13 protein-coding genes are annotated in these 16589 nt (G+C 64.3%); 6 read left to right on the forward strand and 7 right to left on the reverse strand.

Annotation, left to right across the window (positions count from 1 at the left end; translation table 11 throughout):
• Positions 1-9 precede the first annotated feature (9 nt).
• The 6 genes from radA (at position 10) to AB5K84_RS26845 (ending at position 7323) form a co-directional block, all read left to right on the forward strand.
• Positions 10-1455 (forward strand): DNA repair protein RadA, encoded by a 1446-nt coding sequence (gene radA / locus AB5K84_RS26820; protein ID WP_011086838.1) that lies wholly within the window; start codon positions 10-12, stop codon positions 1453-1455.
• Between the two features lie 166 nt (positions 1456-1621).
• On the forward strand, positions 1622-2251 hold the full coding sequence (locus AB5K84_RS26825) for a CvpA family protein (RefSeq protein ID WP_011086837.1): 630 nt from the start codon (positions 1622-1624) through the stop codon (positions 2249-2251).
• A gap of 28 nt (positions 2252-2279) precedes the next feature.
• A complete protein-coding gene (purF, locus tag AB5K84_RS26830) occupies positions 2280-3803 on the forward strand; it encodes an amidophosphoribosyltransferase (protein ID WP_011086836.1) in 1524 nt (507 codons plus the stop codon).
• A gap of 138 nt (positions 3804-3941) precedes the next feature.
• A complete protein-coding gene (locus AB5K84_RS26835) occupies positions 3942-4682 on the forward strand; it encodes an SDR family NAD(P)-dependent oxidoreductase (protein WP_011086835.1) in 741 nt (246 codons plus the stop codon).
• Between the two features lie 101 nt (positions 4683-4783).
• Positions 4784-5932 carry a hypothetical protein gene (locus tag AB5K84_RS26840; RefSeq protein WP_011086834.1) on the forward strand — a complete coding sequence of 383 codons (1149 nt, stop codon included), beginning with the start codon at positions 4784-4786 and terminating at the stop codon, positions 5930-5932.
• Between the two features lie 164 nt (positions 5933-6096).
• Positions 6097-7323, forward strand: coding sequence for an ABC transporter substrate-binding protein (locus tag AB5K84_RS26845; RefSeq protein ID WP_028171062.1), 1227 nt, complete (start codon positions 6097-6099; stop codon positions 7321-7323).
• A gap of 171 nt (positions 7324-7494) precedes the next feature.
• On the opposite strand, the gene AB5K84_RS26850 is transcribed toward AB5K84_RS26845, so the two are convergent.
• From AB5K84_RS26850 to AB5K84_RS26880, 7 genes are all read right to left on the reverse strand, one after another.
• Positions 7495-10764 (reverse strand): autotransporter outer membrane beta-barrel domain-containing protein, encoded by a 3270-nt coding sequence (locus tag AB5K84_RS26850; protein WP_244441989.1) that lies wholly within the window; start codon positions 10762-10764, stop codon positions 7495-7497.
• Positions 10765-10940: 176 nt separating this feature from the next.
• A complete protein-coding gene (locus AB5K84_RS26855) occupies positions 10941-12329 on the reverse strand; it encodes a TCR/Tet family MFS transporter (protein ID WP_011086830.1) in 1389 nt (462 codons plus the stop codon).
• Positions 12298-12609 (reverse strand): hypothetical protein, encoded by a 312-nt coding sequence (locus tag AB5K84_RS26860; protein WP_038967549.1) that lies wholly within the window; start codon positions 12607-12609, stop codon positions 12298-12300. Before AB5K84_RS26860 ends, AB5K84_RS26855 begins: the two co-directional genes overlap by 32 nt.
• Before the next feature lie 14 nt (positions 12610-12623).
• Positions 12624-13667 (reverse strand): hypothetical protein, encoded by a 1044-nt coding sequence (locus AB5K84_RS26865; protein WP_038967550.1) that lies wholly within the window; start codon positions 13665-13667, stop codon positions 12624-12626.
• Between the two features lie 199 nt (positions 13668-13866).
• Entirely contained in the window at positions 13867-15249 is a 1383-nt protein-coding gene (gene der / locus AB5K84_RS26870; protein WP_011086828.1) for a ribosome biogenesis GTPase Der, read from the reverse strand.
• A gap of 49 nt (positions 15250-15298) precedes the next feature.
• Entirely contained in the window at positions 15299-15850 is a 552-nt protein-coding gene (locus AB5K84_RS26875; RefSeq protein ID WP_011086827.1) for a hypothetical protein, read from the reverse strand.
• A gap of 30 nt (positions 15851-15880) precedes the next feature.
• On the reverse strand, positions 15881-16534 hold the full coding sequence (locus AB5K84_RS26880) for a tetratricopeptide repeat protein (RefSeq protein WP_011086826.1): 654 nt from the start codon (positions 16532-16534) through the stop codon (positions 15881-15883).
• Between the last annotated feature and the right edge of the window lie 55 nt (positions 16535-16589).

Below are 16589 nucleotides of genomic sequence, written 5' to 3' on the forward strand. Positions count from 1 at the left end.
ACTGTCCCCATGGCCAAGAACACGCTTTCCTTCGTCTGCCAGAACTGCGGCGCGGCCTATAACCGCTGGCAGGGCAAGTGCGAGTCCTGCGGCGAGTGGAATACGCTCGCCGAGGAGGACACGAGCGGCAGCGTGCCGGTCTCGATCCGCTCCAAGCGCAAGGGCCGGACCTTTGCGCTGGAGAGCCTTGCCGGCAAGAGCCCGGACGCGCCGCGCCTGTCCTCGGGGATGACCGAGCTCGACCGCGTCACCGGCGGCGGCTTCGTCCGCGGCTCGGTGCTCCTCGTCGGCGGCGATCCGGGCATCGGCAAATCGACACTGCTGACGCAGGCGACCAGTCTGATGGCGCGCGCCGGGCATCGGATCGTCTACATCTCCGGCGAAGAAGCCATCGCCCAGGTGCGGCTGCGTGCCGAGCGGCTCGGCCTGTCGGACGCGCCGGTGCAACTTGCGGCCGAGACCTCGGTCGAGGACATCGTCTCGACGCTGTCGGAGGGCGCGGTTCCCCGCTTGATCGTGATCGACTCGATCCAGACCATGTGGACCGACACCGTGGAATCCGCGCCCGGCACCGTCACGCAGGTGCGCGCTTCGGCGCAGGCGTTGATCCGTTTCGCCAAGAAAACCGGCGCCGCCATCATCCTGGTCGGCCACGTCACCAAGGACGGCCAGATCGCAGGCCCCCGCGTGGTCGAGCACATGGTCGATGCCGTGATGTCGTTCGAGGGCGAAGGCTCGCAGCAATTCCGCATCCTGCGCGCCGTCAAGAACCGCTTCGGGCCAACCGACGAGATCGGCGTGTTCGAGATGACCGGCCTTGGTCTGCGCGAGGTCACCAATCCCTCCGAACTGTTCCTGTCGGAGCGCGATCTCGGCACGCCGGGCACCGCGGTGTTTGCGGGCATCGAGGGCACAAGGCCGGTCCTGGTCGAATTGCAGGCACTGGTCGCACCAACCTCGCTCGGCACCCCGCGCCGGGCCGTGGTCGGCTGGGATCCGAGCCGCCTCTCGATGGTGCTGGCGGTGCTGGAAGCCCATTGCGGGGTCAAGCTGTCCGGCCATGACGTCTATCTGAACGTCGCCGGCGGCTTGCGCATCCACGAGCCGGCGGCCGACCTCGCCGCGGCGGCGGCACTGGTTTCGTCCCTGGTTAATGCGCAGTTACCCACGGATGCAGTCTATTTCGGCGAGATTTCGCTCTCAGGCGTGGTCCGTCCGGTGGCGCAGACCCCGGCCCGGCTGAAGGAAGCGGCAAAACTCGGCTTCCAGCGCGCCGTGCTGCCCGAATCGGCCCGGGGCGAAGCCGGCGGCGACGCCGGACTGTCGCTCAATGCGGTGAACAGCCTGACGACTTTGGTGGCCGAGATCGCCGCCCGCGGCTCCCGTCGGGGCGAATCCGGCGGATCGGCAGAGAAAAATGCCACACCGGCAAGATTCCGCCGCGGAGAGGGGTAGCCGGAGGTGACGTCCCCGGCCCCCGCCGCTATACAGCCGTCACAAAAGCAGCATGGGATTGCGTGGTTGCGGCCTTGCCGGGAACGCCGTCTGCCCCTCTTTTAGGACGGCGGCCAAACACCGATTCGCTGAGCACCTTTGAAGTACGAGCGGACCAGACCAGCCGATGCCAGTAACACTCCTCGACCTGATCCTGCTCGGTGTGATGCTGATCTCGGGCCTGCTTGCGATGGTCCGCGGCTTCATGCGCGAAATCCTGTCGATCGCAGCCTGGGGCGCGGCGGCGATCGTGACGCTGTACTCCTTCTCCAAGCTGCTGCCGACCGCAAAGACCTATTTCAACAACGACACGGTCGCGAGTGTGGTCGTGGTCGCCGGCGTGTTCGTCGGTACCCTGGTCGTGGTCTCCGTGATCACCGTCCGGATCTCCGACATGATCCTGGATTCGCGGATCGGCGCGCTGGACCGCACCCTCGGCTTCCTGTTCGGGCTGGCTCGCGGCCTTTTGATCGTCGTGGTCGCCTTCCTGTTCTTCACCTGGCTGGTGCCGGACAAGCAGCGCCCGGACTGGGTTACGGGGGCGAAATCCCGCGTGGTGCTCCAGGGAACCGGCGATTGGCTGATGGCGCTCTTGCCGGACGACCCCGAGAACACCATCTTGAAGAGATTCAAGAAAAACAAACCAGATGATGATCAAGCTGATTCCGAGCAGCAGCCTTCGGGCAGTGGCGACGGATACAGTAAACCTGCTCGTGACAGCCTGAAAAAGCTGATCGAGAAACCTGCGGCGCGTTGATTAGGCCCTAAAGAGAGGCGCGGACGAGATGCGACACCCTGACCAGGACGCCCAACTTGATCTCGATCCAAAAGCCGGTTTGAGCCCGGCCGCGCTAGAGCTTCAGGACGATCTGGAGGGGGATACGCTCCGCGAGGAATGCGGCGTATTCGGCATCTACGGCCACCCCGACGCCGCCGCCATCACCGCCCTCGGCCTCCACGCCCTTCAGCACCGCGGCCAGGAAGCCGCCGGCATCGTCTCCTATGACGGCAGCCGCTTTCACAGCGAACGCCGCCTCGGCCTCGTCGGCGACACTTTCTCCCGCCGCGAGGTGATCGACCGCCTGCCCGGCAACATGGCGGTCGGCCATGTCCGCTACTCCACCACCGGCGCGACCATCCTGCGCAACGTGCAGCCGCTGTTCGCCGAACTCAACGCCGGCGGCCTTGCGGTCGCCCATAACGGCAACCTCACCAACGGCCTGACGCTGCGCCGCGAGCTCGTGAGGAACGGCGCGATGATGCAGTCGACCACCGACACCGAGGTGATCCTGCACCTCGTCGCGCGCTCCCGGCGCAGCCGCTTCATCGAGCGCTATATCGACGCGCTGCGCGAGATCGAGGGCGCCTATGCGCTGGTCTCGCTGACCAACAAGAAGCTGGTCGGCGCGCGCGACCCGCGCGGCATCCGCCCCCTGGTGCTCGGTGAGCTCGATGGCTGCCCGATCCTGACGTCGGAGACCTGCGCGCTCGACATCATCGGCGCGCGCTTCATCCGCGACATCGAGCCGGGCGAAGTCATCGTGTTCGACGAGAACGGCCAGGACATCCACAAGCCGTTCCCGCCGATGGCGCCGCGTCCCTGCATCTTCGAATACATCTATTTCTCCCGTCCGGATTCCATCGTCCACGGCCGCTCGGTCTACGAGGTGCGCAAGGCCTTTGGTGCGCAGCTCGCGCGCGAGAGCCACGTGCCGATCGACGTCGTCGTGCCGGTGCCGGATTCCGGCGTGCCCGCCGCTGTCGGCTACAGCCAGCATTCCGGCGTGCCGTTCGAGCTCGGCATCATCCGCAACCACTATGTCGGCCGCACCTTCATCCAGCCGACGCAGGCAATCCGCGAATCCGGCGTGCGCATGAAGCATTCGGCCAACCGCGCCGCGATCGAAGGCAAGCGCATCATCCTGATCGACGACTCGCTGGTGCGCGGCACCACCTCGAAGAAGATCGTGCGCATGATGCGCGATGCAGGCGCGAAGGAAGTGCATTTCCGCCTCGCCTCGCCGCCGATCCTCTATCCCGATTATTACGGCATCGACCTGCCGGACCGCGGCGGCCTGCTGGCCGCAACGCATTCGCTGGAGGAAATGCGGGAGATCATTGGCGCCGACTCGCTCGCCTTCCTGTCGATCGACGGCATGTACCGCGCCATGGGCGAGCCCGGCCGCGACCCGGCCAATCCGAAGTTCTCGGATCACTGCTTCACCGGGGCGTATCCGACCCACCTCACCGACCAGACCCAGACCGAGCAGCAGCCCCGGCAATTGTCGCTGCTGGCGGAGGCGAGCTGACGGCGAAGCCGTCATCCCGGGGCGGTCCGTAAGGACCGAACCCGGGATCTCGAGATTCCGGGTTCGCGCTACGCGCGCCCCGGAATGACGGGGATGCGGGGGGCTTGTCCCGGCCATCCACGGCTGTAAAACCCCGCCATGACAAATCCCCTCGCCGACCGCATCGCTCTCGTCACCGGCGCCTCGCGTGGCATCGGCTTCGCCACGGCCAAGGCGCTGGCGAAGGCCGGCGCACACATCGTCGCGGTGGCGCGCACGCAGGGCGGGCTGGAAGAGCTCGACGACGAGATCCGGAAAGAGGGCGGCAGCGCCACGCTGGTACCGCTCAACCTCACCGATTCCGACGGCATCGCGCGGCTGGGCGCAGGCCTGCACGAGCGCTACGGCAAGCTCGACATCCTCGTCGGCAATGCCGGCGTGCTCGGCCCCTCCTCGCCAATTGGCCATATCGAGCTGAAGGCCTTCAACGACGTCATGGCCGTCAACGTCTCCGCCAACTTCCAGCTCATCCGCTGCATGGAGCCGCTGCTGAAGCAGTCCGATGCCGGCCGCGCCGTGTTCATCACCTCGGGCGCCGCCAACAAGGCGACCGCCTATGTCAGCCCCTACGCCGCCTCCAAGGCCGCGCTGGAAACGCTGGCGCGCGCCTGGGCGCAGGAGACCGCGAACACGCCTCTTCGTGTCAACCTGTTCAACCCCGGCCCGGTCCGCACCCGCATGCGCGCCACCTTGATGCCGGGCGAGGATCCCGCGACGCTCGACACCGCCGAGCAGGTCGCCGAATTCATCGTGCCGATGTGCGCGCCTGATTGGACCGAGACCGGCAAGTTCTACGACTACAAGACGCGAACCTTGATGAGCTTCCGCCCGCCGGCCTGATTGACCTGATTGGCTTGGCCAATTGACTTGGCCTCCTCCCCGCGATTGACTGCCCGTGCTCAAGCGGCAGCAAGCCGCAGGCCAAAAAAAGGGAGGTTGCGATGGCACCATCGCATGATCGCGGACGCGTTGACCGTGCGCTCGCACGCGTCTCTCACGCCTTCTCCATCCTGATCGCGGCACTCACATTTGCGCTTCCGGGCGTTGCGACCGCCGGCGATGTCCCGACCTTCGCCGTCGATCCCGCCTGGCCAAAGCCGCTGCCGAACAACTGGATCCTCGGCCAGGTCGGCGGCATCACGGTCGACTGGCAGGGCCATATCTGGGTGATCCATCGCCCGCGCTCGCTCACCGATGACGAGAAAGGCGCAAGCCTCAATCCGCCGCGCTCGAAATGCTGCGTCTCGGCGCCGCCCGTGCTCGAATTCGACACCGACGGCAACCTGCTGCGGTCCTGGGGCGGCTTGGGCGAAGGCTACGAATGGGTCGGCCGCGAGCACGGCATCGAGGTCGACGAGCGCGGCTTCGTCTGGGTCGGCGGCAACGCCGACAATGACAACGCCATTTTGAAGTTCACGCTCGACGGCAAGTTCGTCGCCCAGATCGGCAAGATCGCGCCGAGCCTCGGCAGCAACGACACCACGCAACTCGGCAAGCCCGCGGAGACCGCGATCGACAAGGCGGCGAACGAGATCTACGTCGCCGACGGCTATGGCAACCGCCGCGTCATCGTCTTCGACGCGACGACGCTCGCCTACAAGCGGCACTGGGGCGCCTACGGCAACAAGCCCAACGACGACAAGCAAGGTCCCTACGACCCCAAGGCGCCGGTTGCGCAGCAATTCGGCAATCCCGTCCATTGCGTGAAGCTCGCCAATGACGGGCTCGTCTATGTCTGCGACCGCATCAACAACCGCATCCAGGTATTCAGGAAGGACGGCACCTTCGTGAAGGAGTTCTTCTTCGAGAAGAACACGCTCGGCAACGGCGCGGTGTGGGACATCGCGATCTGGCCCGATCCAAAGCAGACCTGGCTGCTCAGCGCCGACGGCGAGAACAACGAGATCAGGGTGATCAGGCGCGACGACGGCAGCGTGGTCGGCAGCTTCGGGCGCAACGGCCGCAATGCCGGTCAATTCCACTGGGTGCACGCCATGGCGATCGACGCCAAGGGTAACGTCTATACCGCCGAGGTCGATACCGGAAAGCGCATCCAGAAATTCAAGCTGACGTCGGACGCGCTCAAATAGCGCCTCAACGCATTTTGCCCAAAAGTTAACCGACGGATGACGTAACGACGCAGCGTCATCCGGCTTTAGGCGCATTGCCGCCGGCCGTGGGACACGGTAGAGCCATCAGCCGGACCAAGGCTCCGCAAGAGAGCCGTCCGCATGTTTGACAATGGAGGGAATCTATTATGACGACATTCGCGCGCCGCTCCGCGGCCCTTCTGGCCTGTGCCGCCTTCGGTTTTTCCACATCCGCTTTCGCGCAAGACAAGACCGTCAAGATCGGCGTCTTGAACGACATGTCGAGCCTCTATGCCGACATCGGCGGCCCGAACTCGGTCGCCGCGGTGAAAATGGCGGTCGAAGATTCCGGCCTGAAGGCCAAGGGCTGGACCATCGATGTCCTCTCGGGTGATCACCAGAACAAGCCCGACATCGGCGTCAACATCGCCCGGCAATGGATCGATGCCGACAAGGTCGACGCCATCGCCGACACGCCGAGCTCCGGCGTTGCACTCGCGGTGAGCAACCTCGTCAAGGATAAGAATTCGGTGCTGCTCAATTCGGGCGCCGCCACGGCCGACCTCACCGGCAAGGCCTGCACGCCCAACACCGTCTCCTTCACCTACGACACCTACATGCTCGCCAACGGCACCGGCAAGGCCCTGACCAAAGCCGGCGGCGACAGCTGGTTCTTCCTGACCGCGGACTACGCCTTCGGCCACGCGCTGGAGCGTGACACCAGCGCCGTGGTCACGGCCACCGGCGGCAAGGTGCTCGGCGGCGTCAAGCATCCGCTCAACTCCTCCGACTTCTCCTCCTTCCTGCTGCAGGCGCAGTCGTCGAAGGCCAAGGTCATCGGCCTTGCCAACGCCGGCGGCGACACCACCAACGCGATCAAGCAGGCGGCTGAGTTCGGCATCGTGGCCGGCGGCCAGAAGCTCGCCGCGCTGCTGCTGTTCATCAACGACGTGCATTCGCTGGGCCTGAAAACGGCACAGGGGCTGACCTTCACCGAGTCCTTCTACTGGGACCTCAACGATCAGACCCGCGAATGGTCGAAGCGCTTCCAGAAAGTGTCGCCCAAGGGCTCGATGCCCTCGATGACGGTAGCGGGCCTCTATGCGGAAATCCTGCACTACCTGAAGGCAATGGACGCGCTCGGCGGCAATCCGCATGACGGCGCCAAGGTCGTCGCCAAGATGAAGGAGCTGCCGACCGACGATCCGCTGTTCGGCAAGGGCCCGCTGCGCGCCGACGGCCGCCGCCTCATCCCGGCCTATCTCTTCGAGGTGAAGAAGCCGGAAGAGTCGAAGGGCCCATGGGATTACTACAAGCTGGTGGCCACCATCGCGCCGGAAGACGCCGCCAAGCCGCTCGAAGCCAGCGAGTGCCCGCTGGTCAAGAAGTGACCGCGTAGCGGACGCGCACAGGCTCCACGACGACATGCCCGGGCGAGAGCGCGAAGCGCGTCTTCGCGCTCGATGTCCCGGGCATTTGCGTTTGGGGCCTGCTACCGGCGGGCAAGGCGCCGCTCGCGCCATTTCTCTACGTCGCGTCTCTACAACGCGGACGAGCGCTTCCTACCAGGCATAGCGCACCACGCCCTTTCCGGAGTAGCTTGTGGTGACGTTCGAGAACTCACCCTCAAAGGTCCCGGCGAGCGAGAAACCGTTCAGCCAATTCACCTCGGCGGTTGCCGAGGTGAGCGCCGCGTCTCGCGCAGGCGATGCACCGCCGACGACGAAGGATGCGCCCGGCAACGCCTGGAAAGTGGCGGCGATGCCGCGATCGATATTGTAGTCATGTGCCCAGCCGAAGCGGCTGCGCAGGGTGAGGATCGCTCCCGGCAATGCCAACGATCGGTCGGTGCGGAATCCCAATTCGGAGCGCGGCGAGGTAGCGGTCTTGGCCGCATAGGCCAGCGCAAAGGTGTTGGCACCGACGATGGCCCGTTCGGCATAGCCCGGCAGCTCGAAGGTCGCGAATTGCGCGGCGGCATAGGGCGTAAGGCCGATGCCGGCCCATGGGGTGATGAGGCGATAGCCGCCCTCGATACGCCCCGCCCACGCATTGGCGTTGAACTGCGCACGCAACTGGTCACTGCCCGCAATCGTGACCGTCCGGTTCGTCGTGATATCCTGCCAGCCATAGGCCAGGGCGCCGGAGACGTACGCGGAGCCGGCCGTATGACGAACGAATGCACCGGCCTGGAACAGGTCGGAGCGTCCCGAACCGAGACCGTTGGCGACGACGAAGTTGGTACCGCCGCCGGCCAAGGCGAACCCGACCTGGGTGAATGGAGAGATCCGATAATCGGCGCCGACGGCCGTGCCAGCGATGCGGCTGGTGGACGTGTTCGATCCCTGTACGGCATTGCCGTCGGTGGTCTGCGAGCCCCCATAGCCCGCGCCCCACACGCTCCAGCGCTGGCCGAAATCGATCGCGCTCGGCGTCTTGGCGATCATGGCGTAGGCGTCACGCTCGGCACCGGGCCGGCGGCGACCGCCGGCATAGCTATCGGCTGCTCCCTCTTTCCCAAATGAAACGGGCGTCGGTGCGGTCCCGTCGCGGCCAGCGGTAAACGGATCGGCCAGCAAATTGACGAAGAGGTTCATCGCGTCGAATGTTGTCTGCTGCGAACCTGTCGCCAGCTCGCCCGAGGCCTGTGTCAGGTTCGCCGGGACATTGCCGGCGAAGATACCGCCAAACGCCGAAGGAACGTTGCCGAAGGAATTGAACGCCATGTCGAGCGCGGTGGCGACGGCCTGCTGGTTGATGTTGAGGCCGGCAATCTCCCCAAGGCCCGAGGCCAGAACAAGCTGCACCGTGCCGCCCGAATAGGTCAGCGAACCGGAAATTCCCGTCGGCGTCGCCACCGAATCAAAGCGCGAACCGTTCAGCGCCCCCGCGGTCAGGATGGTATAGGGCGAATTGAACCGAAGGGTGCCGTTGGCGAGCGCAACCCGAACCGTCCCGGCCAACGTCGCCGCCCCCGTCACATTGGTGAGGTCGGAAGCCGCCGATGACACCTGCACAAGGTAGGTCGAGGCGGCCGTGAAGACGAGGCTGCGCTGAACGTTGATGGTGCCGACCGAGTTGCCTGGAGACAGAATGCCGCCGTTGATGACGGTATTGCCGACGATGCCGTTGCCGCCCAACGTGCCGCCGGCATTGACAACGAGATTGCTGGCCGATGCGATGTTGCCGTTCACGATCAGCGCCCCGCCGCCGACATTGACATCACCGGAGAAGGAGCCGGTGCCAGTCAGCGTCCAGACTGAATCGTCGACCTTGTTGAAGGTCGTGAACCCCCGATACTGGGCCGCCGCACCCAACGTGCTGACATCGAAGGTCGCCGCACCGCTGCCCCCGAGTTGGAACGTATCACTGCCCCCACCGAGCACGTTGCCCGATATCACCGATCCCGGCGCGAGCGTGAGAACGTTGCCGCTACCGGCGAACTGGATCGCGGCCGTTCCTCCAGTGATGGTCCCCGCATTGAACACGTCCGACCCACCCGTGCTCGCATAGATGCCGTTGCCCGCAAGGCCGGAAATGGAGCCGTAGTTGATGACTGAGACGGATCCGAGGCTGGCGCGGACGCCGGTGTCGCCGCCACTGATCTGCGCGCCGGCATTGTTGGTCACCACCGCACTCGTCTCGGCGCGAATGGCGTAGCCAAAGCCGCCGGCACTTAGGGTTCCGGAATTGACGACGGTTGCGACGCCATTGCTGGCATAGATTCCGTTGTTGATCAGGCTCGTGATCTGCCCGCCAACGCCGTTGGTTACATTGACGTCGGTGAAGGCAAAGATGGCGATATTGTTGAGACCGGAAATGGTCCCGTGATTGGTAACGTGAGCAAAGCCCAAATTGGCAGCCATGCCGCCGGTAATGCTTCCAGTGACACCGTTCGTTATTGTCAGATTGGCATTCGCAGAGGCGGCAAAGCCGGTGGGGCTCGAGATGGTGCCGAAATTCGTTACCGAAATCGATCCGCTGTTGGCGCGGATGGCAGCCGTTGCGCCGGTAATCGTCCCGGCGGCGGCGTTGGTGACGTCCATATTGCCGGTCACCTCCAGGCCATAGCTGGTCGTACCGGTAATCGTGCCGGCATTGGTGACATTCAACAATTGGTTGGCCTGGACACCGCTTATCCCGCCGGAAATCAGACCGCCCGCAGCGTTGGAGACGACCCCCGTGCCGTAGGCAATGAAACCGTAAGAGGTGCCGATGATATTGCCGGCATTGGTGACATTTCCGACAGCGGAATAGCCGGAATTGACGCCGAGATCGCCGGCGATGGTGGCGCCCGCATTGTTGGTAACCGTGGCGTTGACGAAGGCGAATACGCCAACGTTTGCGTTGCCCGTGATCGTGCCGGAGTTGACGACAGTCACACTGCCGTTGTTCGAGCCGATGCCGGATAGGACAGTGCCGGTGATGGTGGCGCCGGTGTTGTTGGTGACGGTGACGTCATTTTGAGAGAAGACACCGTTCGTTGCGCCTGTGATGCTTCCCGAATTGCTGACCGTAGCGTTGCCGATATTAATTCCGCTATTCACGCTTCCGGTGACAGAGGCACCGCTATCGACATTGATGACAATGCCGGTCTGGTTGCCCGTCCCGTAACCGTTGGTCCCGTTCTGATCGGTCGTCACGCCCGAGCATGTAATGGTCGTGCCTGGCGGCGGATTGGGGCTATTGTCGGCCGCCGGCGAACAGGCCGCATACGCCCCGCCCATCAGAGCCAGCGTGACGGTAGCCGTGATCGCAATTGCAGCGGCAGCTCGCCAAATCAGCAAGCGCTGCCGAGGGAAACACCATATCCGAATCGGCAGGCGCGTCATTTGAATGGCTTGCTTCCGAGGCGTCGGCGGCCCCGGCCTTCAATTGCAAAAAGAACGAATCAACAGATTTATTGAACAGGCTAAGTATCGCCGCCGAAAGGCTCCATGTACGCACGTCTGGCGAGAATCCGACGAATCGGAATCTCTGTTGCGAATTGGCGACAGTCGCAACCGTCCTATTCGCGGGCACCAGTCTGCCGGGCGGATGCGACTGTCGCCAGCGTCCGCATCGCAATGGCCACGCATACCACCATCAGCGCGCCCGCGAGGAGGAATGGCGCGCCGGGCAATTGCCAGGGCGCGCTGGTGCCGATGAAGTATGAAAACGTCAGCGTGAACAGGAACGGCCCGACGAGCTGCGACACGCTCTGCACGCTCGCGGTTGCGCCCTGCAGCTGACCCTGTTGATCGGGTGCGACCAGCCGCGTCATCAGCGATTGCATCGCGGCACCCGAGATGCCCCACAGCGACATCACGGGAATGCCGATCCAGAACAGCGGTCCGGTCGGCGCTGCGCCAAAGATCACGAACCCGATCGCACCACAGCACAGGCCCAGCAACAGTGTGTTCCGCTCGCCGAGCGCGCGCACGATCGGGCCGATGGCGAGCCCCTGCACTACCATGGCGCAGATGCCGACCATCGCGAGCGTCAGCCCGACCGTCTTGGAATCCCACCCGTAGCGATAGGTCGCATAGAGCACGAAGGTCGACGGCAGCACGACATGCGCGACCTGCGCGATGAAGTTGACGACCGACAGCGCAGCCAGCATCGCGTTGGAACGCAGCAGACGCAGCGCCCCGACCGGATTGGCGCTGGTCCAGCGGAACGGCGCGCGCTTGTCGGGCGCCAGCGATTCCGGCAGGACCAGGAGCCCATAGAGCGCATTGGCGAAGCTCAAAGCCGCCGACGCCCAGAACGGCAGGCGCGGATCGACGTCGCCGAGCAAGCCGCCGAGCGCCGGGCCCAGGATGAAGCCGGCGCCGAAGGCCGCGCCAATCCTGCCGAAGATCGCCGCGCGCCGCTCCGGCGGCGTAATGTCGGCAATATAGGCAAACGCCGTCGAGATGCTGGCCGAGGTGATGCCGGAGATCACGCGCCCAATGAAAAGCCACACCAGCGACGGCGCCAGCGCCATCAGCACGTAGTCGGCGGCGAGCCCGAAATTCGACAGCAGCACCACCGGCCGCCGCCCGAAACGATCCGACAGCGCGCCCAGCACCGGCGAGAACACGAACTGCATCAACGCCCAGGCGGTGCCGAACAGGCCGAAGATGCGGGCCGCGTGTGCGGTGTCGTTGTCGACGAAGCTCTCTATGAGCTTTGGCAGGATCGGCATGATCACGCCGAGCGCGAGCATGTCGAGCAGGATGGTGACGAAGATGAAGGCGACCGCCCCGCGCCGGACCGGCGCCACTTTAGACGTATTCGGCAACAAGGAGCCTCCAGATATCGAATCTCGGCATCCGAATCCTAGAATCGCATTGATCCTTGGAACAGAAGAGAAATCCGGATCCGCACTTTGGCTTCCGAACTCAGTCCCTGAAATGACACTCGAAAGGATCATCCGGACACGGATCGACCACCTTGGTTACCATTGCATGGTGAAGTTGCTTGTCCGCAACGAAGTTCTTGACGAAGTCGACTGTTGCGGGATGCAGAGCCACGACCGCTTTCGAATCCCGTGCGGCCTTCACAAAATTCGCCGCATGCTTTTCGTCGTGGAGCATCCTGACAAAATGCACGACGGAGTGCAGCGGAACTCTGAGCATCTTCTTTGTCGAAGACGACTTCTTTGCAGCCTTGGATTTGCCAGCCTTCTTCGCCCCTTTTGCCTTGTTCGCCATAATGCCCTCCTGGTTTACCGAAGCCGCCTAACTTCAACTTCCGGGCTCTTGGCCTGATCCGCCGCCAGAACCGCAAGCCGCTCGGACGGGCTGCCGCCTCCGATCACACGCCGACCAACGATGAGAGGACTCCGTGTGATGTGATCAGTCGGATCGGCTGCGGCTCCGCCGCGAGATGAGGAGAAGAGGTAGGATCGAAGCGGATCCAACTCGACCACCCCCGTGGGTGCAATCGCGACTCCCACCGTCACCTGATGCACGTCGGTCCGATCAGCAAGTCCGGTTCCGGTCGCGCTCGTCAATTGGAACGCATCAGTTACGGGAGTAAACGTAACTCCTGGAACAGCAGACGCGGACACCGTCGTGGTGAAGGTGAGCTTGTCAGCCATGGTAGGAGGACTGCCGCCGACGCCCGGCTTGGCATCACCGCCTGCCAAATTGGCGAACAGCGTCAGGTTGATGAAGTCTTCGATAACAGCATCGATGCCTATGTGCCCCGCAATCGGATAAATGTAGTTTGGACCGACGACTTTTCCTACACAATACGCTTCAGGTACCTTTGTCAGCAGACCGCTGAAAGTATCCGTCGCTGTGAATGTGCGCTGGTTTACCCGCGCTCTGTTGGCTGAACCGTGCAGACCGAGCGTGTATTGCGAATTGGTAAGAGGCTTGAGAAAGTTCACGTCGGTCGAAAGGTTATTATCCTCCGTCATGGTGAGGTCGAAACTATAAGCGAGCCCAGCGTCGTAAAACAGTTTCGCAGCGGAGCGCACACGAACAAGAGCCGCGCCCTTGAATAGATCGTAGTGGAAGTCTTTTATCGAGGCCGGCTCTTTCTCGTATTGCAGGGCAAGGTCTTCGGCCGTCGGGACTTTAGGACCGATCTGGTGCAGCCACTTGATGACAAACCGTCGAAGTGTATCGCGGCTTTCGCATCGAATTTGGCGAACGATGTGATAGGTTTTGACGCCTGTCACGTCTTCGGGCAATGGGTGGATCGCGCAACCTGTAGACATGAGAGACAGGATTGCGGCGGCAGCGAAAAAGCTCCGCTTCATCACAATAGCCTCCGCTCAGCCGCGCACATCAAGCACGGATGCGCTGTTACTTTATCAAAATCTTAAGTTGCACCCTCCTGCGCCAGCAGTCCAGCAGATGCCAATGAGATTCTGGAACTGTTGCCAAAAAGGCACTTAGCGCGAAGACGGCCGAAGCAAAAATTGTGGCTCTAAGGGCACTGAGCAGCCGACCTGCCCTTCACGACGGCCGCTTGCGCTTATGGGCGAAGGGGTTGGCCTTCTCGCGCAAGGTGATGCGCACCGGCGTGCCAGGCAGATCGAAAGCCTCGCGCATGGAATTGGTCAAATAGCGCAGGTACGACTGCGGCACCGCGTCGGCACGCGAGCAGAACAGCACGAAGCTCGGCGGCCGCGCCTTGGTCTGCGTGATGTAGTTCAGCTTCAGCCTGCGGCCGGACACAGCCGGCGGCGGATTGGCCTGGACCGCCTGCTCGAACCAGCGATTGAGCGCTGACGTCGACACGCGTCTGTTCCAGACCGCGTAAGCGTCCTGGATCGCCTGCATCAGGCGATCGATGCCCTCGCCCATCAGGCCTGATACCGCGACGATCGGCACGCCCTTGACCTGCGGCAGCCAGTGGTCGGCGTCGCGGCGCAGGCCCGAGATCGCGCCGCCGCCCTTGGTCTCCATCAGGTCCCATTTGTTGGCGGCGAGCACGAGCGCGCGGCCCTCGCGCTCGACCAGATCGGCAATGCGCAGATCCTGCTCCTCGAAGCGGTTCTGCGTATCCATCATCAGCACGACGACTTCGGCAAAGCGCACCGCGCGCAGCGCGTCGGCGACCGAGAGCTTTTCGAGCTTCTCCTCGATGCGCGAGCGACGCCGCAGGCCGGCGGTGTCGAACACGCGAAATTCGCGGCCCTTCCAGTTGATCTCGACCGCGATGGAGTCGCGCGTGGTGCCGGCCTCCGGGCTCGTCAGCAGGCGCTCCTCGCCGAGCAAATGGTTGATCAGCGTCGACTTGCCGGCATTCGGCCGGCCGACGATGGCGACCCGGATCGGGCGCGTCGCGGCCTCTTCCTCGGAGAGCGGCGCGTCGTCCTCGTCCTCATCCTCCTCGACGGGCTCCGGCATCAGCTTGGCGAGGGCGTCATAAAGCTCGCCCATGCCCTCGCCGTGCTCGGCCGAGATCTGGATGGGATCGCCAAGACCAAGCGCAAAGGCTTCCATCGCGCCGGCATCGCCATGCTTGCCTTCGCTCTTGTTGGCGACCAGCAGCACCGGCTTGTTGGCCCTGCGGGCGAAGTCGGCGAAGGCGCGGTCGGTCGGCGTCAGGCCGATGCGGGCATCGACGACGAAGAACAGCGCGTCGGCCTGCGCGATCGCGGCCTCGGTCTGCTCCTGCATCCGCGCGGTCAGCGAGCCCTTGGCGCCCTCGTCGAGGCCGGCGGTGTCGATGATGGTGAATTCGAGGTCGCCGAGCCTGGCCTCACCCTCGCGGCGGTCGCGGGTGACACCCGGCAGGTCATCGACGAGCGCGAGCTTTTGCCCAACCAGGCGGTTGAACAGCGTCGATTTGCCGACATTGGGCCGGCCGATAATGGCAATCGTGAAGGACATCGGTCATTCGTGCGCTGCGAAGGCCGCGCCTGTCAATGCAATGAAATTATTAGCGCGAGAAGCTGCCGCTCGGCAGCGGCGCCGGGAAGCCGCCCTGCGACTGCTGCTGCGTGCTCTGAGTCGGTTGGGCCTGCTGGACGGGCTGATCGGGCGGCGGCGCGGTGGTGCGCTTGCGTACGATCTTCTGCTTGGGCTGCGGAGCGGCCGCGGGCGGCGCGGCCTCCGGCTGGGCCTCGCCATCGACTTCGCCGGCAGGCGCATCGGCGGGCGCGGCCGCGCTGGCAGCCGGCTGTCTGGTCTTTTTCGCTTTCGCACCCTTCGCCGGCTTGGCCGGCTCAGGCGGCGGCTCCGTGGGCAAAGCCGCAACGGCAGGCGCATTCGGATCGGGCTGCTGCTGTGCGCCCTTGTACATGTCCTTCGGCACACCCTGCTCGAGGCCCGGCACGCCCTCCGGGAAGACCGGCTTGCGGTCGCCTGGCAGCTTCTTCTTGGTGTCGAGGAAATCGAGCATGTCGCTCGGATCGAAGCTGGAGCAGCCGCCCAGCACGCCCGTGAAGGCGATCAGGACGGCGGCTGCGATCAAGCGTGGCGTGCGGCGCATATCGGTGTCTCGTCTCAGCTCTCGGGACCGTCAGCTTTTGGCGACGGGCGGCAGCAGGGCCTGGAGCGCCTCGGCGCGCGAGCGCAGGCCCGGCGGCGTTTCGCCGTCCTCTGCGATCGCGTCGAGCCATTTGCGGGCTGCGGTCGTGTCGTTGTTGCGCCAGGCCGACAGCGCCAGCAACTCGCGGGCGCTGTGGCGGAAGGTCGATTTGGGTGTGGCGGAAGCCTCCAGCCGCTGCTGCATGTCGGCGTAGCTGGCGCTGTCGACCAGCAGGCCGGCGGCGCGGATCTTCGCCAGATCCTGCCACTCGCCGCCGACGCCGCGGTCGGCGGCAATGTCGTCGTACATCTTGGCGGCGGCCTTGGGATCGCGGCTAGCGGCCTCGGCCGCAGCACGCAGCCGCGCCAGAGTGCGATAGCCCGACGGAGCCTTGGCGGCGAGCTCAGTGAAGGCCGTCTCGGCCTCCGCATGCTTGTCCTGCTCTGACAGCTCGACGGCCTTCTCGAAGGCGGCGCCGGCCTCGGCGGCCTTCTTGGCCTCCAGATACTGGTAGCCGCGCCAGCCGCCCACAGCGGCCACGATGAGCACCATCAGGGCGATGAAGTAGATCGAATATTTTTCCCACAGCTTCTTGAGCTGTTCGCGACGTACTTCCTCGTCGACTTCGTCAAATAATTCAGACACTTATGCTAATCCCATGCCCGTCCGGGTGCGCGCGCCACAGCGTTCGCGTCAGGAA

The organism is Bradyrhizobium sp. 1200_D9_N1_1 (assembly GCF_052075915.1).
GTDB classification, from domain to species: domain Bacteria; phylum Pseudomonadota; class Alphaproteobacteria; order Rhizobiales; family Xanthobacteraceae; genus Bradyrhizobium; species Bradyrhizobium diazoefficiens.